General features: G+C 31.5%; 21 protein-coding genes, 2 tRNA genes and 1 riboswitch. Of the genes, 7 read left to right on the top strand and 16 right to left on the bottom strand.

Features of this window, described 5'->3' with window-relative positions; all coding sequences use genetic code 11:
* Window positions 1–24: 24 nt before the first annotated feature.
* The 4 genes from menB to P7F85_RS08935 are packed head-to-tail and all read right to left on the bottom strand — an operon-like array spanning window position 25 to window position 4,647.
* Window positions 25–843, bottom strand: a complete 819-nt coding sequence (menB, locus tag P7F85_RS08920) for a 1,4-dihydroxy-2-naphthoyl-CoA synthase (RefSeq protein ID WP_002450736.1) — start codon at window positions 841–843, stop codon at window positions 25–27.
* A complete protein-coding gene (gene menH, locus P7F85_RS08925) occupies window positions 836–1,639 on the bottom strand; it encodes a 2-succinyl-6-hydroxy-2,4-cyclohexadiene-1-carboxylate synthase (protein ID WP_002465633.1) in 804 nt (267 codons plus the stop codon). Before menH ends, menB begins: the two co-directional genes overlap by 8 nt.
* Complete coding sequence (menD, locus tag P7F85_RS08930; RefSeq protein WP_046464310.1) at window positions 1,626–3,299, bottom strand: 2-succinyl-5-enolpyruvyl-6-hydroxy-3-cyclohexene-1-carboxylic-acid synthase; 1,674 nt, start codon at window positions 3,297–3,299, stop codon at window positions 1,626–1,628. The genes menH and menD overlap by 14 nt, the downstream gene beginning before the upstream one ends.
* A complete protein-coding gene (locus tag P7F85_RS08935) occupies window positions 3,292–4,647 on the bottom strand; it encodes an isochorismate synthase (protein ID WP_002465617.1) in 1,356 nt (451 codons plus the stop codon). Before P7F85_RS08935 ends, menD begins: the two co-directional genes overlap by 8 nt.
* Before the next feature lie 172 nt (window positions 4,648–4,819).
* Here P7F85_RS08935 and P7F85_RS08940 point away from each other — a divergent pair, with 172 nt between their 5' ends.
* On the top strand, window positions 4,820–5,758 hold the full coding sequence (locus tag P7F85_RS08940) for a 1,4-dihydroxy-2-naphthoate polyprenyltransferase (RefSeq protein ID WP_002465619.1): 939 nt from the start codon (window positions 4,820–4,822) through the stop codon (window positions 5,756–5,758).
* Between the two features lie 54 nt (window positions 5,759–5,812).
* Here P7F85_RS08940 and P7F85_RS08945 read toward each other — a convergent pair whose 3' ends face one another.
* Window positions 5,813–6,367, bottom strand: a complete 555-nt coding sequence (locus tag P7F85_RS08945) for a GNAT family N-acetyltransferase (protein ID WP_015365209.1) — start codon at window positions 6,365–6,367, stop codon at window positions 5,813–5,815.
* A gap of 203 nt (window positions 6,368–6,570) precedes the next feature.
* Here P7F85_RS08945 and P7F85_RS08950 point away from each other — a divergent pair, with 203 nt between their 5' ends.
* The 3 genes from P7F85_RS08950 to P7F85_RS08960 all read left to right on the top strand — a co-directional run bounded on the left by P7F85_RS08950 (window position 6,571) and on the right by P7F85_RS08960 (window position 7,566).
* Window positions 6,571–6,783, top strand: coding sequence for a TM2 domain-containing protein (locus P7F85_RS08950; RefSeq protein WP_002465642.1), 213 nt, complete (start codon window positions 6,571–6,573; stop codon window positions 6,781–6,783).
* 100 nt (window positions 6,784–6,883) lie between these two features.
* Entirely contained in the window at window positions 6,884–6,985 is a 102-nt protein-coding gene (locus P7F85_RS08955; RefSeq protein WP_019235857.1) for an SAR1012 family small protein, read from the top strand.
* A 224-nt stretch (window positions 6,986–7,209) separates the two neighbouring features.
* The gene (locus tag P7F85_RS08960; protein WP_002465605.1) at window positions 7,210–7,566 is read left to right on the top strand and encodes a DoxX family protein; all 357 of its coding nucleotides are present in this window, start codon (window positions 7,210–7,212) and stop codon (window positions 7,564–7,566) included.
* 946 nt (window positions 7,567–8,512) lie between these two features.
* On the opposite strand, the gene P7F85_RS08965 is transcribed toward P7F85_RS08960, so the two are convergent.
* The 3 genes from P7F85_RS08965 to P7F85_RS08975 all read right to left on the bottom strand — a co-directional run bounded on the left by P7F85_RS08965 (window position 8,513) and on the right by P7F85_RS08975 (window position 9,394).
* Window positions 8,513–8,601: transfer RNA gene (locus P7F85_RS08965), tRNA-Ser, on the bottom strand.
* 1 nt (window position 8,602) lies between these two features.
* Window positions 8,603–8,677 (bottom strand) — tRNA-Asn (locus P7F85_RS08970).
* Window positions 8,678–8,824: 147 nt separating this feature from the next.
* Window positions 8,825–9,394, bottom strand: a complete 570-nt coding sequence (locus P7F85_RS08975) for a competence protein ComK (protein ID WP_046464309.1) — start codon at window positions 9,392–9,394, stop codon at window positions 8,825–8,827.
* A 218-nt stretch (window positions 9,395–9,612) separates the two neighbouring features.
* Between P7F85_RS08975 and P7F85_RS08980 the strand changes: the two genes are divergently transcribed.
* Window positions 9,613–9,831, top strand: a complete 219-nt coding sequence (locus P7F85_RS08980) for an IDEAL domain-containing protein (protein WP_002465640.1) — start codon at window positions 9,613–9,615, stop codon at window positions 9,829–9,831.
* Window positions 9,832–9,910: 79 nt separating this feature from the next.
* Here P7F85_RS08980 and P7F85_RS08985 read toward each other — a convergent pair whose 3' ends face one another.
* Entirely contained in the window at window positions 9,911–10,897 is a 987-nt protein-coding gene (locus tag P7F85_RS08985; protein WP_002465637.1) for a lipoate--protein ligase, read from the bottom strand.
* A gap of 204 nt (window positions 10,898–11,101) precedes the next feature.
* Between P7F85_RS08985 and P7F85_RS08990 the strand changes: the two genes are divergently transcribed.
* Window positions 11,102–11,287, top strand: coding sequence for a YkvS family protein (locus P7F85_RS08990; RefSeq protein ID WP_002450747.1), 186 nt, complete (start codon window positions 11,102–11,104; stop codon window positions 11,285–11,287).
* Between the two features lie 5 nt (window positions 11,288–11,292).
* On the top strand, window positions 11,293–11,895 hold the full coding sequence (locus tag P7F85_RS08995) for a CPBP family glutamic-type intramembrane protease (protein WP_002465620.1): 603 nt from the start codon (window positions 11,293–11,295) through the stop codon (window positions 11,893–11,895).
* Between the two features lie 155 nt (window positions 11,896–12,050).
* On the opposite strand, the gene P7F85_RS09000 is transcribed toward P7F85_RS08995, so the two are convergent.
* The 7 genes from P7F85_RS09000 to P7F85_RS09030 all read right to left on the bottom strand — a co-directional run bounded on the left by P7F85_RS09000 (window position 12,051) and on the right by P7F85_RS09030 (window position 21,475).
* Window positions 12,051–13,559, bottom strand: a complete 1,509-nt coding sequence (locus tag P7F85_RS09000) for a bifunctional metallophosphatase/5'-nucleotidase (protein ID WP_002465613.1) — start codon at window positions 13,557–13,559, stop codon at window positions 12,051–12,053.
* 148 nt (window positions 13,560–13,707) lie between these two features.
* The gene (locus P7F85_RS09005; protein ID WP_002465610.1) at window positions 13,708–15,066 is read right to left on the bottom strand and encodes a TrkH family potassium uptake protein; all 1,359 of its coding nucleotides are present in this window, start codon (window positions 15,064–15,066) and stop codon (window positions 13,708–13,710) included.
* A gap of 16 nt (window positions 15,067–15,082) precedes the next feature.
* Window positions 15,083–16,882 (bottom strand): trypsin-like peptidase domain-containing protein, encoded by a 1,800-nt coding sequence (locus P7F85_RS09010; RefSeq protein ID WP_031463936.1) that lies wholly within the window; start codon window positions 16,880–16,882, stop codon window positions 15,083–15,085.
* A gap of 202 nt (window positions 16,883–17,084) precedes the next feature.
* Window positions 17,085–17,885, bottom strand: a complete 801-nt coding sequence (locus P7F85_RS09015) for a TerC family protein (RefSeq protein ID WP_002465607.1) — start codon at window positions 17,883–17,885, stop codon at window positions 17,085–17,087.
* Between the two features lie 69 nt (window positions 17,886–17,954).
* Window positions 17,955–18,066, bottom strand: a riboswitch (yybP-ykoY riboswitch).
* A gap of 124 nt (window positions 18,067–18,190) precedes the next feature.
* Entirely contained in the window at window positions 18,191–19,753 is a 1,563-nt protein-coding gene (locus P7F85_RS09020) for a peptide chain release factor 3 (protein WP_002465627.1), read from the bottom strand.
* Window positions 19,753–20,001, bottom strand: a complete 249-nt coding sequence (locus P7F85_RS09025; protein ID WP_015365212.1) for a YueH family protein — start codon at window positions 19,999–20,001, stop codon at window positions 19,753–19,755. Before P7F85_RS09025 ends, P7F85_RS09020 begins: the two co-directional genes overlap by 1 nt.
* The gene (locus P7F85_RS09030) at window positions 19,991–21,475 is read right to left on the bottom strand and encodes a UDP-N-acetylmuramoyl-L-alanyl-D-glutamate--L-lysine ligase (RefSeq protein WP_002465615.1); all 1,485 of its coding nucleotides are present in this window, start codon (window positions 21,473–21,475) and stop codon (window positions 19,991–19,993) included. Before P7F85_RS09030 ends, P7F85_RS09025 begins: the two co-directional genes overlap by 11 nt.
* Window positions 21,476–21,599: the final 124 nt, after the last annotated feature.

The raw sequence follows: 21,599 nt of genomic DNA on the forward strand, positions 1-21,599 counted from the left end.
ATCAAGTGGTTTTCTTATGAGATCCTATGGGAATTTAGGGAATTGGTCAAAGTCTGGATCACGTTTTTCTTTAAATGCGTCACGACCTTCTTTAGCTTCATCAGTTGTATAATAAAGTAAAGTTGCATCGCCTGCCATTTGTTGCAAACCAGCTAATCCGTCTGTATCTGCATTCATTGCAGCTTTTAAGAAACGTAAAGCAGTTGGTGAATGTTTCATGATATCTTGACACCATGCAACTGTTTCATCTTCTACTTTATCTAATGGGACTACTGTGTTAACTAAGCCCATATCTAATGCTTCTTGTGCATTATATTGACGGCATAAGTACCATATTTCTCTTGCTTTTTTGTGACCAACGATTCTAGCTAAATAGCCTGAACCATAACCAGCATCAAATGAACCTACTTTTGGACCTGTTTGACCAAAAATCGCATTATCTGCTGCAATAGTTAAATCACATACAACATTTAATACGTTACCGCCACCGATAGCATAACCACGTACCATTGCTATAACTGGTTTAGGAATAACGCGGATTAAACGTTGTAAATCTAAAACATTTAAACGAGGGATTTCGTCTTCGCCAACGTAACCACCATGTCCACGTTTCTTTTGATCTCCACCTGAACAGAATGCTTTATCTCCTTCTCCTGTTAAGATAATCACTGAAACATTCTGATCATCACGTGCACGTGAAAATGCATCAATCATTTCAGCTACTGTCTTAGGAGTGAATGCATTACGTACTTCTGGACGATTGATAGTTACCTTTGCAATACCTTCGAAAAATTCATATTTAATTTCATCATATTCTCTAAGTGTTTCCCACTGTCTAGTCATTTTGCTCCTCCTTTAAAAAACCTAATATTATTGTATCAAATTCCGTGCTATCTTCCACATGAATTGTATGTCCTACATCAGAAACTATTGTTTTTCTGCTATTAACAATTGAATCTTTCAATTTTTGTGCAATTTTTACAAACTTCTCATCTAGCTCGCCTGCCATAATATAAGTTGGTATATCGACTTGTGATAGTAATGGCCATAAATTAGGCATATGTCCTGTACCATAATCTCGTAAAGCTTTTGCTAATCGGTGAGGATTCTGACTCATTCTATTATCACGAATTTGCTTTTTAACTGATTTATCTAAGTCATACTGTGATTGGAACAGTGGTAATCGTTCCCAATCATTGACAAATATTTCTAACCCAGCTATTTCTAGCACTTTCGCTCTTGCAGCATCTACTTGTTGTCTCTCAATTCGATCTTCTTCACTTTGAATACCTGGTGATGTGCTTTCTAATATTAAACCTGCAAGTTCTATCGAACCATGCAACGCATAATATAAAGCTACCCTACCTCCCATTGAATAACCAAATAAATACAACTGGTATTGTTGATATTCGGATAAAACTTGATTCAATGCTTGATTAATAAAATCAAAGCTCCATTCTATATCCATTGAAGTTCCATCTTCTCCATGACCAGGTAAATCAACTACCAATACGTTAGTTTGTTCGGTTAACTTATCAATATGATTATCGAAAGTTGTGCCATCGCTAATAAATCCGTGTAACAAAACTATCAATTGCTTCGATGATGACTTTGATTGATAAAAATTATGATATAACATTAATCATTTCACTCAATTTCTTATATAAAATTTGATGTTGTTGTAAATTATCTTCTCTATCTGTGATTATTTCATAAACATTCGAACCTAATTCAGATAACGATTCATATTTAAAATCATTTAAATGCTCAAAACGCTTAAAATTAAAGTCATACAACAATGCCGCATGTTCAAAATCTAAACCAGTTGGCGTTCCGAATAATCTCTCGAAATATGCTTCTGCTGATGCTTTTTGAGGTAAATAAGAAAAAATACCCCCACCATCATTATTTAATAACACTATATTTAAATGTATGTCATTAATTTTAGACATGAGCAAGCCGTTCATATCATGATAAAAAGCTAAATCACCGATGAGTAACGTCACTTTTTTATGTACTGCCATACCTAATGCAGTAGAAACAACACCATCAATGCCATTCGCACCACGATTAGCATAAATTTCAGCTTCATTATCAAATAGTAAATTATCAATATCTCTAATTGGCATACTATTACTTACAAATAAAGCATCTTCGTTAGTTAATTTAGAAATCAATGTGCCAACATATGCCGCTTCATCAGTAGCATGTTGTAAATAATCATTGATTTCAATGCGAGCTTGCTTTTCTAATGATTGCCATTGTTGTAACCATGCTTTTCTGTCTACTGTTCTTTCTTCCATTAGCGATCTGAAAAAGTCATTAGCCGATATTTCATATGATACATCTGTCGGTACAGGAAAAACATCTATTTTATCGTTATTTTGAACTAATATTTGAAATGCTGAAGTCGATTTTAACCATTGATTTAACTTTTTAGAAATAACTGGTTTACCTACTCTAATTACGAAATCAACATCCCAATCCATACCTGCTCTATATAATAAATCATATGTTGTTATGACATTAGGATGATTATGTCGTCTTAACTGACTTAGTGGATCTGCCAACACTGGTATATCGAAAATCGTTGAATAAGTTAAAATTTGGTCTACCTCTTGATGTTGCATATCTCCAACAATAATTAAACCTTTAGACTTTTCAATTTTATCCTTAATTGGATCAACATGTATCATTTTTTGATAATGAGGTAATGTTTTTGTTTCTGATTTCAATAATTCTGTTCTATCTAAATCAGGTGTTAATGGCTCTCTAAATGGCATATTAAAATGAATCGGTCCTTTATGTGGACCATAAAGGTACTGACTAGCAATTTGCATTTGGTAATGTATCGTATCTAGCATATTTGTAGTACCGTCAGCAATTGGCATATCAAATTGGAAATTAACATAATTACTGAACATATTGACTTGATTGATAGCTTGTGGTGCACCTACACTTCTTAATTCATGTGGTCGATCACTCGTTAATACAATCAGAGGTATACGACTAATTTGACTTTCTGCAATTGCCGGTGTGTAGTTAGCCGCCGCTGTACCAGACGTACATAAAATAGCAACAGGTCTTTGACTACCCTTGATTAAACCTAATGCAAAAAATGCCGCACTACGTTCATCAGGATGAATCCAAGTTTTGATGTTAGGATGTGCTTCTAATGCAATAGCTAACGGAGTCGAACGCGACCCCGGGCTAATCACAACTTCTTTCACACCATATGCAAATAGTTCTGATGCAAATGTAAAGACCTGTGTCGTCAAAGCTTCATTTTTATTACTCATGTTTATCTACTCCTAAAGCATTCATCATTGGTGAAAATTTTACAGCTGTTTCAGCAATCTCGCTATCTGGATCAGAATCTTTAACTATGCCACATCCAGCAAATAATGTTGCTTGATCGCCTTTTATCAACATAGATCGAATGGCTACTATAAATTCACAATCATCATAGACATCTATATATCCTACAGGTGAACCATATAAGCCACGCGTGCCAAATTCTTTTTGTTCTATAAATTCTAGTGCTTCATCTTTAGGATAGCCGCCTAATGCTGGTGTTGGATGCATTCGATCAATTAACCCAATATATGATTGTTCTTTTAAATTACCTTGTATTTTTGTGAATAGATGATACAAATGGTCATTTTTTAAAATGTTTGGTGTTTCATTGTAGTATACATCTTCAACATATGGTTGAATATCATTCAATATACTTTCCACTACAATTTGATGTTCATTTAAATTCTTTTTATCATTTAGAAAAGCTTGTAAGTTTTCTTCATCTTCCTGTTCATTTTGAGAACGTTTAATTGTACCTGCTACTGCTTTAGTTGAAAGCACTTGATTTTCAACTTTTAATAATTGTTCAGGCGTTTGTGAAAAGAACACAGATTCATTAGATTCAAGTAAGAAGATATAACTGTTTTTTTCATTCTTTAATGCTCTAGTCAAAATATATGGAATACTTATCTCTTTATCAAATTTAATTAATCTTCTACGTGCAAGTACAATTTTCTTAGAATAGTCAATACTATTAATCGCTTCTTGTACTAAATCTCGCCATTCATCTAAATAGATATCCTCCATACGAGTAACATTCCCCAGGTGATCATCTTCCATATCGACATTGGCTTGTTCCAAATCATTGACTAATGACTTGAAAGTATCCATTTCAAATGTCTTTTTTTCAGTTGTATAAGTTATAAATGTTCGATTATTTTCAGTAGAAATCAACACCTCAGGTAGCACAAAATGATTTAATCCATATGCTCGCCATTCATCATCAGATTTATGTTTTGAAAATTGGAATCCACCACATAAACGTAAATGATGTTTCTCACTATCTGGATGAATTAACTCTATATCTTTTTTTAACGTTTCCCATTCTTTAAAGATAGACTGTTTATTTTCGAAATCATTTTCAAATTTTCGAATCGCATGATAACCGAAATATGAAGATTGATTGTCATTTAATCGCAAATAAAAACGATCGCCTGCTTGCGATTCAGTTATATGAAATAGAGTACTTGGATCTAATTGCTTGTCTAACTCTACTTCAACAGAGACCCAATCCTTAGAACTTCCATATAGCTTGTCGACAATCTCATCTTCTCTTACGTTAACAGTCATTCATCTCACTTCTTTCTTCTATATTTACTCATTAGTATATTGTATCATTTTTCAATGCTAATTTTGGTGCGAATTGCTTAATAAACACATGCAATTTTTCACGTGAATTGACCTTTATTCATAATTACTTTAAAATATGAATGTTAAAACTAAAAATTAAGAGGTTATAAAAATGTCAGATCAATATCAACAATATTCAACGGTTAAAAAGTATTGGCAATTGATGAGACCTCATACCTTAACTGCCGCAGTTGTACCAGTTCTAGTTGGGACAGCTTCAGCTAAATTATTCCTACTTGGTAGTGAAGATCATCTTAAATTCAGTCTATTCTTAGCCATGTTAATTGCTTGCTTATTAATCCAAGCGGCTACAAACATGTTTAATGAATATTATGATTTTAAAAAAGGCTTAGATGATCATACTTCTGTAGGTATCGGTGGTGCTATTGTAAGAAATGGTATGAGTCCTAAACTTGTGATGAATATCGCGATTGCTTTTTATATTATTGCCGCCTTACTAGGTATATTCTTAGCTTTCCATAGTTCATTTTGGATTATTCCAATAGGCGTTGTTTGTATGGCAATTGGTTATTTATATACAGGTGGACCAATGCCGATTTCATGGACGCCATTTGGCGAATTATTCTCAGGCGTATTTATGGGTATGATTATCATCTTATTAGCCTTTTTCATTCAAACAGGTAATGTTCAAGGACTAATCATTTGGTTAAGTATCCCTATCGTCATAACAATTGGACTTATAAACATGGCTAACAACATAAGAGATCGTGTCAAAGATAAAGCTAGTGGACGTAAAACACTACCTATTTTACTTGGTAAACGCGCCTCAGTTATCTTTATGGCCACAATGTATGTTGTCGCATATGCACTTGTAGTATTTACTGCCTTATTTAAATCTGGTGGGTCATTATTCTATTTATTAGTTTTATTGTCATTCCCAATGCCAATTAAAGCCGTAAGAAGATTTAACAAAAATGATACACCTGAGACAATGATGCCTGCCATGGCTGCTACTGGTAAAACAAATACTATTTTCGGTTTATTATATGCATTAGGCATTTATATTAGTGCATTGTTAGGTGCAATTTAATACCATTTAATTACTCGGCAATGATTACCATTCATTGTCGAGTTTTCTTTCTAATTATTTATATTTAATCATATGTCTATAAAGATGACCGTAAAGATCGATATCATTCACTGTCTTAAATCCTAATTTTTTATATAGATTTAGCGCTTTTTCATTATCATAATCACAATTTAGACTCCATTTTTTCTCAGGGTACTTCTCCAAAAGATAAGTCATCAGTTGTGTAGCTATACCTTGACCTCTATATTCAGGAAACGTAGCTACGGTTTCAATATACATCTCATCGTCCTCTGCTTCTTTCACTGGTAAAGGTGTACCATATTTACGAATATCTTCATCAAGCGGTAACTTTAACCAATTTTTCTCATAATCAAGTTCGTGTTTACCATCATATGCAATAACACAACCTGCAACTTTGCCATTGACTTCATAAACCCAAACATTTTTATAATAACTTCGATATTCTACATTAACAATACTCAACTCTAGTATGTTCATAATTCTTTCTTGGCTAATTTCATTAACTATATCTAATTCCATATCTTCCCAAATCATAAAACATAATTCAGCGATACGCTTATTATCACTAGGATGTGCTTGTCTAATCATCATATATCCTTCCTCAAAATTTGTCTTAATTTCATTATATAGAAACTACGATATAATATAAATCAAAGGACCTATTTCATATTGAATTTAGAGATTTTGATGAGAGAATTGAACTTTAAGAAGTATTTCTAAAATACATTTTTATGTTTGTTACGTGATTAATTCTTTAATCGATGAATCTTATTTTTAGGAGGTAGCAAAAAATGAGAGTTAATAAAGTCATTTATATATTAGTAGCTATTTTTTTAGGAGGTATTGGTGTTCATAAATTTTATGCTGACAAAGTCGGACAAGGTCTTTTACATCTTGCCTTCTTTTGGACAGGTATTCCAAGTATTGTAGCTATTGTTCATGCTATTATCGTCGCTTTTACTAAAAAAGCTGACAATGACGGTTACATTGTTTTTGAAAAATAATATTTACCCTATTCTAGCGATTTATTTTCCATTCACTTTTAAAACATTAAAAACGGGGTATATATTATTTATCAAGTAAAAGCAAAAGGGAGACATAATTATGATGAACATTATTAAACGTGTAGTAAGAACAATCATAACAGGTTACATTGTTAAAATTATCCGTGATTTGATTTCAGGTAAATCAAACGGAAAAAAATAAAGAATAATATATCGAGAATTACTGCCCATCAATGTATTCATTACAATTGATGGGCTTTTTTATATAAATGGTCATTTAATAAAGACAAAATCTTCCATTCGTTATATAATAAGATAAATTTTATAAGTATTATAATTTTTTATTAGAAATTTAAAGTCTTTTATTCTTAATTACTTATGAAATTTACTTTTTTATTTTATAACAATCTGGAGGTCAGTCTATCAATGAGATTTGGAATTTTATTAATTAGATGGATGTTAGCGACATCTTTTTTAGTACATGGCACGTTAAAATTTGTAGACCTAGAAGGTACGATACATTTTCTAGGTTCATTAGGTTTACCCCCACTACTTGCAATTTTAATGTCAATTGGTGAAGTTGTTGGAGGTATCTTCTTGATATTTGGGATTTTAACACCGTATGTTAATGTTTTCTATATTTGTGTGATGTTAGGTTCCATATTCACCTTAAAATTAACTCGAGGATACGTTAGTGGTTATGAGTTCGAAATAATTCATATCGTAATGAATGTAGCAGTGATGAGCAGTTATAGTTGGAAAAAATGGATACAATTTTACTGATCATTTTATTTAATATTAACAGACTTTTGTAAGTATCTTATCACTTTAGGAATACAGCTTGAGTATTGCATTGATATTATAATAAAAAACACCATGATTTTAGATCAGCCCTATGGTTAGATTCTAATTTCATGGTGTTTTTATACTATGATATTCAATTATCGCCTAGCCTCATAGTTGGCTAGCTACTGTGTTCAATGTATTTCATTTTAAAGTCCACGCACTAAAGAATCTTAATTCTTCGAAGTAAATATTATAAGAAGGAAATCAACTCTTGATAAGTCAAAAATCAGTAGAAAAAATAACAGGCTGGGACATAAATATATATTTCAAGTTACATTCATATTTAGGCAGTAGTTGACTGTAAAGTCATTCTTTTTTTTATAGAAATTAGAATGACTTACACATGCGTATTGACTCATGTGTTCAAATTAAGCTTTAGACGTATACATGAACTAAAGTTCATGCATAAAACCGTCTAAGTAATAAATTACAAAGACGGTCTAATGTATCAAGCTTTTTCATTTCTAGTCAACCTTGCCGGGGGACGGGCCCCAAACATAGAGAATTTCGAAAAGAAAATCTACAGACAATGCAAGTTGGGGATGGACAACGATAAAGAAATACTTTTTTAAGAAATTAGTATTTCTTATGCATGAGTTTCACTCATGTATTCCTATTTTAAAGTACACATTAGCTATGGCTAATGCGTAAGAACCACTACATAATAAATGATTAGTGGTTCTTTATTATTTCTGTCCCACTCCCTTATTTATAGTAACGGAGGGACTATCCATTCGCTTTAATAAAGTGTGTTGACCATATATTGACCAAAATATATTAAACAAACTTAAACGGATTTTTAACAAAATAAAAAAGAACGTTGGTTTAACAACGTTCTAGGTAGTTTAAGTAAATCAGAATTAAACTGATTTTTACTATAAAACGGAAACGGAGGGATTCGAACCCTCGCGCCGCTCTCGCGACCTACACCCTTAGCAGGGGCGCCTCTTCAGCCAACTTGAGTACGTTTCCATGGCTCCACAGGTAGGACTCGAACCTACGACCGATCGGTTAACAGCCGATAGCTCTACCACTGAGCTACTGTGGAATAATTAAATTGTAGTGCTTTCTCTATCAAGCACAAATATTATTATATCAATTTTACGTAAATTATCAAGAGATAACTTAAAAAAATATACGGAACATTTACACTATATTAATATAACGTTCCGCATATTTTAAATTTCAACATAATTTATTTATCTACAAATAGCGAATAACGTGATAATGCTTCAAAAATGTTTAATGAGGATTTTTCATAATCGATGGGTTTATCGGGGTCATTAGATTTCATGCGGGATTGTTTATCTACCATATAATAAAAGAAGATTGCGTTGGTATACTGATACCATAAACTGTGGAATGATACATTAAGGGTAATGGTTTCATTGTTTGCAAATATGATTTTACATTTACGATGTTTTAATTCTTTAATAGATTCAACATAATGCATATTAATCCATAAATTTTCTTCTTGTCGATCTGAATGAGTAGGAAAAAAGTAAGTTGGAAATAAAGGAGTTAATAAAATTGGAGGTTTACTTGAGATACCTGTGATTCGATTGGTTTCAGCTTTTTTACTTAAATAATTGTTACCATAAAATTTGCATGATCTCTCTATAATCTTTTGAACTTTAAATGGGCTTTGTATGACTGTCTTATCAAACCGAATAATTTCTGAACCATTTGGTTGATTTTGATTATCATAATTAGGCCTAATCACCATGTCTCCCTTTCTAATTACGTAAATATTCTGAGTTGTCATTGGGATAACCTCGCTTTATTAAATTTTATTATCTTTTCTAATTTATAGAATCAATAATATGTTTTTTATTTTATAAGAAAAATCACAAAAGTCAAGTTATTCTTAAAGTGTAATATGATACATTTTTTCGTTTAAAATGTCAGAATATTCATTGATTTCAAAATTCAAAAAATGTATAATATCTATATATTAAATTCAAACGAAAGGTCGAGATCCTTATGAATCATAATACAAATGTGAAACATACGACACTTGAAGAATTTGTAACTACAGTTAATGATTTAGGCGTTGAACTAGTCATTGATGAAGCACTTAGAGAGGTTAGAAAAAAAGAGTTGAAATTACTAATTGATGAAGCTTTAGTAAATAAAGACGAGAAAGCATTCAATGAGTACATAACAGAATATAAAAACTTGGAGGCATTTCTCAGTGAATAATTTAGATTCGAGTCATTCAAAATAAGGTCTATTCCCTACTAAAAAAGTTAGAGAATAGACCTTTTAAATTTATATGACTTTAAGACATTAATCTTAATATTTCATTCTTATCTATATCACCAAAATAATGATATAGATTATAATTTGCCAATGCTTCTTCTAAATGGTTAAAGTCATGAAGGCAACCTTCTAAGGCATGTTCTAAATCACTAATGTCCCCTTCACCAAAGAAATCACCGAAAATTTTTGCGTGTTCAATTTTACCCTTTTTCACATCAAACTTGATTTGAATAAATCCTTTTTCGAATTTTTCTTCTCGTTCAAAATTGTATTTTGGATTTTTACCATAATTCCAGTCCCAAGTACGGTATTTTTCATTACTTAATTTCTCGATATTTTTCCAATCTTCATCAGTTAATACATACTCTTCAACTTGTTGTTCACCAAATATCGTTTTTAAAATAATTTGTTTAAATTGATCAATATCTAAAGACTCTGTTAAAAATTCTTCAATATTAGCTACACGCTTTCTAACAGATTTAACACCTTTTGATTTAATTTTAGCTGGATTTACTTTTAAAGCATTTTGAACTTCATCAAGCTCACTGTTCAACATTAATGTACCGTGGCTAAACATTCTATCTTTAACTTTAACCATTGCATTCCCTGAAATTTTAGCAGCACCAACTTGAATATCATTACGTCCTGTCATTTCTGCGTCCACACCCAATGATTGTAAGGCTTGGACAATAGGTTCTGTAAATTTCTTAAAGTTATGGAAACTATTACCATCATCATCTGTAATAAAACTAAAGTTTAAATTACCTGTATCATGATAAACTGCACCACCACCTGAAATTCTACGTACGACATCTATGCCTTTTTCATCAACGTATGCTTTATTGACCTCTTCTATCGTGTTCTGATTTTTACCAACAATAATGGAGGGTCTATTTACATAAAATAAAAAATAACTTTCTTCTGAAGGAAGATTTTTTAATACATATTCTTCCATAGCTAAGTTAAGTGTTGGATCAGTTATATTATTATTGCTTACAAATTTCATAACAAACGCTCCTTATAGATTCTCTATATATGCCCTTACCTTATTTATGCACCATTTACATTTAAAATTCCAATTATTTACTCAATAATGACAAAATTTTCATAATTTATGTATTAATTCTAAGAGTTTTTAGTGTTATTAGTTTATTTGTAGTGTATTTTTTAGTACAATATAGTCTAGCTATGAATTAAGGGAGGACTCGAAATGACTGTTGCAGAAGTAGGTAATATCGTAGAATTTTATGATGGTTTAAGAGGCCGAGTTGAAAAAATAAATGATAACTCAGTTATTGTAGATTTAACAATAATGGAAAACTTTAACTCACTAGACTTACCTGAAAAAACGGTTATTAATCATAAACGTTATAAAATTGTTGAACAAGAAGGTTAGTTGTAATGAAAAAAGTTTCGAAAGCTTTACTATGGTTTATAATTAGTTTCATAGTTTTTCATGCCATATTATTTGTTATGTGGGGTGAACACCAAGAATATTGGTATTTATATACTGGAATTATGCTAATAGCTGGGATTAGTTATGTATTTTATCAACGTGATATACATTCTAAACGGTTATTAACATCCATAGGTATTGGAATTATTGCCAGTATTATTTTAATCATTATTCAATTGATCTTATCACTCATAACGTCTGAATTAACTTATGCTTCATTAATAAAAGAATTGGCCAAAACTGGTGTTCATTGGAAGTGGCAAATGTTAGTAACATTAGCATTCGTTATACCTTGTCATGAACTATATATGCGCACTGTTTTACAAAATGAGTTAAATAAGTACAATTTGCCGAATTGGTTATCTATCTTAATCACTGCAATTTGTTCAAGCTCTCTATTTATATATTTAGATAATTGGTGGATAGTACTGTTTATTTTTATAACTCAAATATTACTGTCAATCAGTTATGAATATACAAGACGTATTGCTACAACATCTATTGCTCAAATAGTTGCTATCATTCTTTTATTAATCTTTCATGGATAATTTTTAATATGTTAAATGATTAGAAAATAAATATTTAAAGTATAAGTATAGAGCTCCAAACCATGTGTCCATACATGATTTAGAGCTCTATTTATTTTTTAAAGTAAATTTTTAACCACATACGTTAATTAGTATGAAGGTGTAATAATATCAAATTACTTAATCACTTTAAAGTTATTTTTTAGTTTAATAGAATAATGCTTATCTGATAAATGCTTAGCAATTAGTGTACTCATTGTACTTTCACTAGTATGGTGAATAATAGCATCTTCTAAATATGATTGATAATTTCTATAACAATAATCCGTCATAGTGATCCTATATAATCCATTTAAATCAATTCCATCTAAAGTCACTCGGTTAAAAGGTGCTTGGTTCATATCGACAGTATAGTTAAATCCTTGCCAAAATGTACATAACGTTTCATCAATCAGTGTTGACTTTAACGTATCTTTCTCAAATTCTAGATATGAATATGAAAATTCTAATATACCTTTAATACATTCCCCTTTAATCGTTAAATCAACAGGTTTATCTGGATATGGATATGCATCATATAAAACTCTATTCGTTATGACTCCCTTTAGTCCTTCTTCACCATTTCGAGGTATGTGTACACAACTAATTTGATAATTATAGGCTAATCTAATGCTATCATGTAATAATTGTGCAAAAGGATGGGGTTGACCTACTAATTCTGCTAAATCTTTAACTGGTGCATTTATTTCAGTTTCATTTATCGCTTCGCTTGCCCAATGTTCAACTGCTTTGCGATCATAATACGTGACATTAAGTAATGCTTCATCTTCATCATAATTATTCAAATCAATGACTTCTGGTGAAATTTCCTCAACCTCATATGTATTAGTTCGTTTTTTAAATTTTATTTTTACATGAACGAGTTCTTCTGCATTTTGTCCTGCTTGTACATAAACTGTTCCATGATCTTGACCAACTAATGTTTGATGTTGATGTGCTGTTATGATGAGATCTATAACCCCTAATTCCTCCATCAATATTTCAGCTTCATTGACATTTACTTCATTTTTCTTATTGGATTTACTGATTTTGTCTAATCCACCATGATATATCACTATTAAAAAGTCTGGTTCTTCGATTTCATGTATATATCTAATCCATCTTTTAGCTGATAATAATGTTTTTTCGATGCTCACATCTTCTTCCATTTCTGCATATTCATTTTTCATTAGACCATCGGCTGTTAAACCTACTATTGCAATTTTCAAATTATCAAAATGTTGAATAGAATATGGTGTTGAAAAGTACGGTTCTTTCGTTTTGATATATTCTATATTAGCAGATAACCATGGAAATCTAGATAGTGCAACAGAACGAGTTAAAAATGACAATCCAAATTTAAATTCGTTAGGACTAATGCCACTGGCATCATACTGCATGGCATTCATTAACTTTATCATTGGATGGCGCTTATATGGTGCGACAATAGCATAATAAAAAGCTGCTAATGACCCTGCCAAACTACCACCACTATCTAGTAAGATTACATTTTGATTATTGTTTCTTACTTGTCTAACAAAAGTTCCAGCGCGATATATATTTGAGCCATAATCTCCATTTAAAAAATGACTATGCATATCAGAAGTTGCTATGACATCTACATCGATATTCTCATTTCTCTCCATCTCAACACACCTCTCATTATGGTTAGTTTAACATGTATTTTTGTTTAAGTGATATCACTTTGGATAGATAACTTATATTATTAAGAAAAATATAAAAGACATTTTAAGTATCAACTATCTTTAATACTTAAAATGTCTTTGATTTAATTTATCCAATTTGTATACGTTCTTTAGGGTAGCTGAATTTTTTAGGTTCTTTTCTTCCAGCTATCATTATAATGAATGAGATTAAACCTACACGTCCTATAAACATTAATATCATTAATACAATTTTTGTAATGTTACTTACATCATCTGTTACACCTAGTGTTAGACCACATGTACCAAATGCCGACATAACTTCAAAGAAAACTTGTAAAAACGATAGTTTTCCTTGCTCTGCTACAGATATAATAATCATACTTGTAAAGGTCAAAATGGAAGCCATTGTAAATACCATAAATGATCGTTGTATATCCATAATATGAATTTCTCTATTAAATACTTTAATAGAGATTTTATCAGCAGAATTACTAAAATTGATGACAAATAATATTAAAATAGCAAAAGTAGTAGTACGGATACCACCACCTACGGAACTAGGAGATGAACCTATAAACATCAAAATACTCATAATGATATTGGTTGCATCACTAAAATGGGATACATCAATGGTTTGCAATCCTGCACTCCTAGTTGTTGCTGATTGAAATAGAGAATAAAACAGTGACTGATGCCAACTCATCCCTTTGAATGCATGATTATGTTCTAATAAGAAAATAATCATGACACCAAAAACAAATAAAAATAAATATGTTGATGTTGTGATTTTAGTAAATAATGAAAATCTAAAATTTGTTACTCTATTTTTAATATAGGCTTTGACTTCAAGTAATACTGGAAATCCAATAGAACCTAGAACGATAAGGAACATCACAATCGTTTGCACAAAATAATCTTTGGCATATGGAACAAGTGAATCACCTGTAATATCCAGACCACCATTAGTTGTCGCTGATATTGAAACAAATATTCCCTGCATTATAGCATATTTTAAATCGGGATTATCTCGATAAAAATAAAATGCCAGTAAAAGTGCACCAATAAATTCTATTACAATAATCGTTCTAACTATTTCTAAGATTAATTTGACTGTCCCACTCATTGTATCTTTATTGTTATCAAGCATGATTAACTGACGTTCACGAATACCTATATGTTTACCTAGTACAACCCATAATAATGTTCCAATGGCCATCACACCAATACCGCCAATATTTAGAATGACTAGTATAATAATTTGACCAAACGTAGAATACGTGTCAACAATACTAATTGGTGTTAATCCTGTAACGCTTATTCCAGATACTGCTACAAATAATGTATCTATTGGGTTAACGTCGACACCAGATTTATGAACATATGGCAAATTTAACAATAAAAACGCGACAACAATTGCTGCTAAATAGTATAGAACTATCCCTTGTTGAGGACTGGATCTTTTTAATAGTTGACCAAATATCGACATTCAATTCACCTCAACATTATTTTAGTTTTATATCTATATTAATGACTTTTCCATCTCTATACACTTTAGCCTTTAATGTACTTTTGTCTTCTCTATGACTAAATATAATTTGTCTATATCTTAAATTATCTTCAATTCTTTTCCCATCTAATTCTACTATGACATCATCTTTTTTCAACCCTGATTTATCGCCAGGAGCATTGGGTTTTACTTCGCCAACAATAATACCATTTTTAACACTATTAGGTAATTTGATTGATTGGCGTTCGTCATCATCAATATCAGCTACATTTTTAATTTTAATTCCAGTATTAGGATATTCAACTTTTCCCTCTTTTTCTAATTGATTAGCTATTTTTTGAGCATCATTAATTGGTATTGCAAATCCCATACCTTCCACATTATTCATATCAATTTTCAGAGAAACAATACCTATTAGTTTACCATCTCTATCAACAACTGCGCCACCAGAATTTCCGGGATTAACCGGCGCATTTATTTGAAATGCTTTCATTAGTACATCGTAGCTATCATCTTTATCAATATCTACTGGTACATGTCTATCTAAACCAGAGACTATACCATCAGATACACTTTCTTTGAAATCTACACCTAATGGGTTACCAACTACAATTATAGGCTCTCCTAAAACAAGATGATTAGAATTACCAGTAGTGATGGCTTTTACAGAATCATCTGCACTTTTAGCTTTAATGACTGCTATATCTGACCATTTATCCGTACCGATCACTTTTCCTTGAACCGACTTATTATTACCAAATGTTATCTTTTGCTTATCTTTATTACCAACTACATGCGCATTTGTCATAATAAAAAGAGAGTCGCCCACTTTCTTGTAGACGACACCTGAACCAATTTCATTATCTGCTTTAGATGTATTATTTGGAACTGAAGTATTTTTTGACCCTTCGTTCTCCACTGTTACTACAGATTTTACTGTACTATTCGCACTTTTCATTGTGTCAGTATAATGTTTATTCGTAGGTGTTAAAGCACTGTCATTTGTATGATCATTTTTATTAACATTAGTAAAAATAGCGTTAAGTATAATAATTAATAATATCACTCCAATAATAATAGCTATTTTAGGCCAATGTTCCATAAAGAATGACTTGATAATATCTAGATAATCAGTTTTATTTTCTGTTTTATCACGAGTTGAAGTTGCATTATCTTTCTTTGTTTCAAATTGATTTTGTTTAGCATTTTGATTGCTTTGATACGGATGTTTATTTTCAGATTCAAAATCATGTTTTTTAACATAAGTTGCTTGTTTATTTAAATTACTACTAGATTCTGCTTTACTGTTGTTCTTTTTAGTTTCAGATTCACCACCACTTTTTAGATGATCTTCTTGAAATGTTTTAGACGCTAATTTATCAATTTGATTCTGCACGAGAGTGGAACTTTCATTATCATCTTGATTGTTATCTTGTGATGATTGATTTTTGTGATTTTGATCTCGTTTAAGTTGCTGTTCCTCTGGTAATGTTAATTTCGACTTACTATTTTCATGAGCTTGTTGCGTTTTATTTGATTTATCATTATGATTTGATACTTGATTTTGTTGTTGTTGGATTTCTTCTTTAGTTAACTTTTCTATTCTTGCTTTTCTTAAGTTATCTTTAACTCTTTCTTCATTAACTTTAGCTTGGTATTCATCCTTTTTAGCTTGAATTCTTTCTTCTTGTCTTTGTTTTTCTACTCTTTCCTCTCTTTCTTCGTTATGAAAAAATTCACGACGTTGACGTCGATAGCTTTTACGAGGAATTACTTGTTTTTTATTTTTATCCACTAGATAGCCACTCCTATCATTTCAATCAATTACTTTTATTATGACATACTCAATGGGTTTAAGGTAACATTTTTCACAATGATATGTATTACCCTAATAAATAGTATTATGTATATATAAATTTTAATATTTTATTATTAAAACTGCAATGTTAAACAAGCATTAAATAAGACTTCGTAATAATATACGAAGCCTTAGTTCATTATTTCTTATTCTTTTTATTATTTACAGCTGATGTTAACCAACCAATAACAACAAGTAATATTAGGACAGCCCAGAAAATAGATTGCCATAAAACTGTATGTGGGAATTCTTCTGGTAAAATACCTACGTCTTTATGTGCTAATACTAATACGACTAATTTAATACCGACCCAACCTACAATTGCGAAAGCTGCGCCTTCTAAACCAGGATATTTATTTAATAATTCAACAAACCAAGTTGCTGCGAAACGCATTAGAATAACACCTATCATACCGCCTAAGAACATTACTGAAAATTGACCTAAGTCCATTCCACCAAAATGTATACCTACTTTTGGTAGAGTCACAGCGATTGCTAATGCTGCTAACATGGAATCAATAGCAAATGCAATATCTGCAAATTCTACTTTAAATACTGTGCCCCAGAATGCTTTTGGACCAACTTTCTTTTCTTGACCATCTTCGTCAAAGTGATGATCATCTCCGACATTTTCATGATTCTTGTCATCTTTTTTATGGAAGAACTCCCATAAATTCTTAATTGACATATAGATTAAATATACAGCTCCTGCTGCTTGTATAAACCAGAAATTAGCAATGATACTAATTAAGAATAATGCTAAAAATCTAAATACAAATGCACCTAATAAACCATAAAATAGTGCTTTCTTTCTTTGCTCAGGTGGTAAATGCTTTACCATAACTGCCATTACTATTGCATTATCAGCAGCTAAAAGACCCTCTAAAAATACTAAGACTAGTAATACCCATGCATAGGATAATAACAAACTCGGATCCATAGTGGACAACTCCTTTAAATTTAATACAAATAAAGAGACCTATGCTAAATAATAGCAAAGGTCTCACTTAGCAAATACTATTGCCCACTTTACCGGAAGTGAATACTTCGTAATGACGATAAAGTGTAAAATCACTCAAATTTATTCAGTGACTATCAAGTTACTCCCCTCTGACATGAGTGTCATAGGTATTTATTTGTGAATATACTTATTATACAAGCTAATTGATATAATGACAATTTATAATTTTATAACATCACCATTATATAACAACTGATACCCGCACTAGTATATAGACAAACATATTATAATAAACTATATAATTTAATGTCTGGGAACTTTTCTTCAAACCAACGTGTTGCAAACTCGTTTTCAAATAAAAATACATAATTATCATAACGATCGTGTACAAGTATTGAACGAGATGTATTCATATTATCTTTAATATCATCTTCATTTTCAATCCATCTTGCAATTTTACGACCTACTGGTTCCATCACTACATCTACATTGTATTCATTGTTCATACGATGTTCGAAAACTTCAAATTGTAGCTGTCCAACTGCACCTAAAATAATTTGATTCGTATGCAATGTTTTATAGTATTGAATCGCACCCTCTTGTACTAATTGTTCGATACCTTTATGAAAATGCTTTTGTTTCATGACATTTTTCGCTGATACTTTCATAAATATTTCTGGAGTGAATTGTGGTAAATCTTGGAAACTAAAGTCTTGTTTTCCGCCAACTAATGTATCTCCGATTTGGTAATTTCCTGTATCGTATAAACCTATTATATCTCCTGCAACTGCATGATTAACTGTTTCTTTATCATCGGCCATAAATGATGTTGATCGTGTGATCTTTTGTTTTTTATTCGTACGTTGTAAGGTTACATCCATACCACGTTCAAATGCACCACTAACTACTCTCATAAATGCAATTCTATCTCTATGTTTAGGGTCCATGTTTGCTTGAATTTTAAATATAAAACCTGAAAAATCTGTATCAAAAGGACTTACTTCAACATCTTCTTTAGTTTGACGTGCATTTGGCATTGGAGCATGATCAACGTAAGCATTTAAAAAGTTTTGAACTCCGAAATTAGCTAAAGCTGAGCCGAAGAATACTGGTGTCAATTCACCATTTAATAATGCCTCGTTATCAAAATTTTCGCCTGCTTCTTCAACTAACATTAACTCTTCTATTGCTTGTTCGAATGCACTATCATTTTTAATTGCATGATCTTCTTCTAATTCAAAATCATCATTTAGGTGTAAGATATTCTCTTCATCTCTAAATGGTTCAATAGATTTAGATTTTCTATCAATAATACCAAAGAAGTTTTGGCCCATACCTACTGGCCAATTCATTGGATATGTATCAATATTTAATGTTTCTTCAATTTCATCCAATAATTCAAATGGTTCCTTACCGACACGGTCTAACTTGTTAATAAAAGTGAAGATAGGAATACCACGCATCTTACAAACTTTAAATAGTTTTAATGTCTGAGGCTCTATACCTTTTGCACAGTCAATCACCATCACAGCACTATCTACTGCCATTAAAGTACGATACGTGTCTTCAGAAAAGTCTTCGTGCCCGGGTGTATCTAAAATATTAATCTTATAATCATCATAATCAAATTGCATTACAGAACTCGTTACTGAAATACCACGTTCTTGCTCTACTTTCATCCAGTCACTTGTAGCGAATTTACCTGTTTTTTTACCTTTAACAGTACCCGCTTCACGAATAGCACCACTGAAGAATAATAGTTTTTCAGTTAATGTTGTTTTCCCAGCATCTGGATGGGAAATAATCGCAAAAGTCTTTCTTGACTCTACTTCTTCCTTTATATTCATTAATCATTCTCCTTTAGTATTGTTTCAATCCAATTAGTTACTGTACTTGCTAATTTCTGGGCTTCTTCTTCATCATTAAATGTGAAAAATTGCATCAATAACGTATCGTTAATTTCTGCTCGAGTTAAATCAATTGCAACTTCAACTGACCAAAATTGATCAGGTATAGCAATAAGTACTGTTTCATTCAACCTATGAAAATATACTTGAAATGGGGAAGTGCCCCCTGTATATTCTCTAATCTTCAACAGGTCCACCACCAAATTTTTTATACGCCGCTTCTAAACCAATTAAGTCATCACGGTGTGGTACCTTTACATGCCCGGGCATAATTTGATAAGGTTCTCTACCTTTTGAAGCTAGTACTACAGTATCACCAGGTTCTGCAACATCAATTGCATGTTTAATGCCTTCTGCTCTATCTTCAAATTCAACATAATTTGAGTGAGTGGCACCCTTAGCTAATTCAGCTGTAAGCATTTTAGGATCATCATTGGCAGGATTATCAGGCGTGAAAATAACGTAATCAGCACGACAAGCTACACTACCCATTTCAGGCGTTTTGGTCATGTCTCTTTCACCAGCCATACCTACTAAGAAGATAAGTTTTTGTTTCACAAATGGCTTGACTGCATCAATAAGTTTATTCATTCCGTCTGCAGTATGGGCATAATCTATAATTAAATCTATAGGCAAACTAGGGTCTAATACTTCTAAACGCCCCTCTACTGGTTCAAGTGATTTGACCGCTTCAATGATTTCTTCAAATGTAGCTCCTTTACTCCAAACCGCTATCATCGCTGCCATAATGTTTGAAATATTGAATTTACCTACATATGGACTTTCAACTTGATAACTACCAAATGGCGTGTCAAATTCAAATTTAACACCTTGTAAAGATTCTTCTACATTAATTGCTCTAAACTGTGCATCATTATCTATGCCATACGTAAATACCTCATACGGCGTTACGGAAGCTAGATATTCTGAAAAATCATCATCATTGTTTAATACAACATATTTTTCTTTAGCGAGGTCTTCACCTAATTGACTAAATAACAGCGATTTAGCATGTCCATATGCTTCCATTGTGCCGTGAAAATCTAAATGATCTTGAGTTAAATTAGAAAAAATGGCAACATCAAATTCAACGCCTCTTAAACGACCTAATGATAATCCATGACTAGATACTTCCATTGTCATTGCTTCAGCACCTTCATCAACAGCTTCTTTAATTTTTTTAGTTAGAGATACTGTTTCCGGGGTTGTATTCGCACCTTTTGTTTTTGTTTCGTTTATTTGGAATCCATTTGTTCCTAAATAAGCACTATTTTTATTTAACTTTCTATAAATTAAATGAATCATAGTTGCTATAGACGTTTTACCATTTGTTCCTGTTACGCCATATGTAACTAATTGATGACTTGGAAAGTCAAACAATTCATGTGCTAATAAACTCGCCACTCTTAAAGTGTCGGGTACTATAATTTGAGTCACATCGCCATTTAAGTCTTGCTCTCTATTGACCACAATGATGCTACATCCTTGATCTACTACATTTTGACAAAACTTATGGCTATCAACTGTATAACCTTTTGATGCGACAAAAATACTGCCTTCTTTAGCCGTTCTTGAATCAGTAGTGATATCTACGACTTCTTTATCTAATGTTCCTATTACTTGTTTTACTCGAATTTTTTCGAACAATACACTCGCATTCAAAATGAATCGCTCCTTTTTTTACAATAAGTCTATTATACACGTTTTGGTGACTATGATAAATTTATTCTTTCTATATAAATACCAGTTAATCCTAAACAATTTTAACTGACTTATTTTATGCCAA

The organism is Staphylococcus sp. aM (assembly GCF_052975125.1).

Excerpts from the sequence above, each read along its gene's own strand:
- P7F85_RS09005 (WP_002465610.1), bottom strand. The coding sequence starts at position 15,066 with ATGTCGATATTTGGTCAACTATTAAAAAGATCCAGTCCTCAACAAGGG.
- P7F85_RS08955 (WP_019235857.1), top strand. The coding sequence starts at position 6,884 with ATGATGAACATTATTAAACGTGTAGTAAGAACAATCATAACAGGTTAC.
- P7F85_RS08985 (WP_002465637.1), bottom strand. The coding sequence starts at position 10,897 with ATGAAATTTGTAAGCAATAATAATATAACTGATCCAACACTTAACTTA.
- P7F85_RS08950 (WP_002465642.1), top strand. The coding sequence starts at position 6,571 with ATGAGAGTTAATAAAGTCATTTATATATTAGTAGCTATTTTTTTAGGA.
- menB (WP_002450736.1), bottom strand. The coding sequence starts at position 843 with ATGACTAGACAGTGGGAAACACTTAGAGAATATGATGAAATTAAATAT.
- P7F85_RS08945 (WP_015365209.1), bottom strand. The coding sequence starts at position 6,367 with ATGATTAGACAAGCACATCCTAGTGATAATAAGCGTATCGCTGAATTA.
- P7F85_RS09000 (WP_002465613.1), bottom strand. The coding sequence starts at position 13,559 with ATGGAGAGAAATGAGAATATCGATGTAGATGTCATAGCAACTTCTGAT.
- P7F85_RS08990 (WP_002450747.1), top strand. The coding sequence starts at position 11,102 with ATGACTGTTGCAGAAGTAGGTAATATCGTAGAATTTTATGATGGTTTA.
- P7F85_RS09015 (WP_002465607.1), bottom strand. The coding sequence starts at position 17,885 with ATGGATCCGAGTTTGTTATTATCCTATGCATGGGTATTACTAGTCTTA.
- P7F85_RS09020 (WP_002465627.1), bottom strand. The coding sequence starts at position 19,753 with ATGAATATAAAGGAAGAAGTAGAGTCAAGAAAGACTTTTGCGATTATT.
- P7F85_RS08975 (WP_046464309.1), bottom strand. The coding sequence starts at position 9,394 with ATGACAACTCAGAATATTTACGTAATTAGAAAGGGAGACATGGTGATT.
- P7F85_RS08960 (WP_002465605.1), top strand. The coding sequence starts at position 7,210 with ATGAGATTTGGAATTTTATTAATTAGATGGATGTTAGCGACATCTTTT.
- menH (WP_002465633.1), bottom strand. The coding sequence starts at position 1,639 with ATGTTATATCATAATTTTTATCAATCAAAGTCATCATCGAAGCAATTG.
- menD (WP_046464310.1), bottom strand. The coding sequence starts at position 3,299 with ATGAGTAATAAAAATGAAGCTTTGACGACACAGGTCTTTACATTTGCA.
- P7F85_RS08980 (WP_002465640.1), top strand. The coding sequence starts at position 9,613 with ATGAATCATAATACAAATGTGAAACATACGACACTTGAAGAATTTGTA.
- P7F85_RS08935 (WP_002465617.1), bottom strand. The coding sequence starts at position 4,647 with ATGACTGTTAACGTAAGAGAAGATGAGATTGTCGACAAGCTATATGGA.
- P7F85_RS08995 (WP_002465620.1), top strand. The coding sequence starts at position 11,293 with ATGAAAAAAGTTTCGAAAGCTTTACTATGGTTTATAATTAGTTTCATA.
- P7F85_RS08940 (WP_002465619.1), top strand. The coding sequence starts at position 4,820 with ATGTCAGATCAATATCAACAATATTCAACGGTTAAAAAGTATTGGCAA.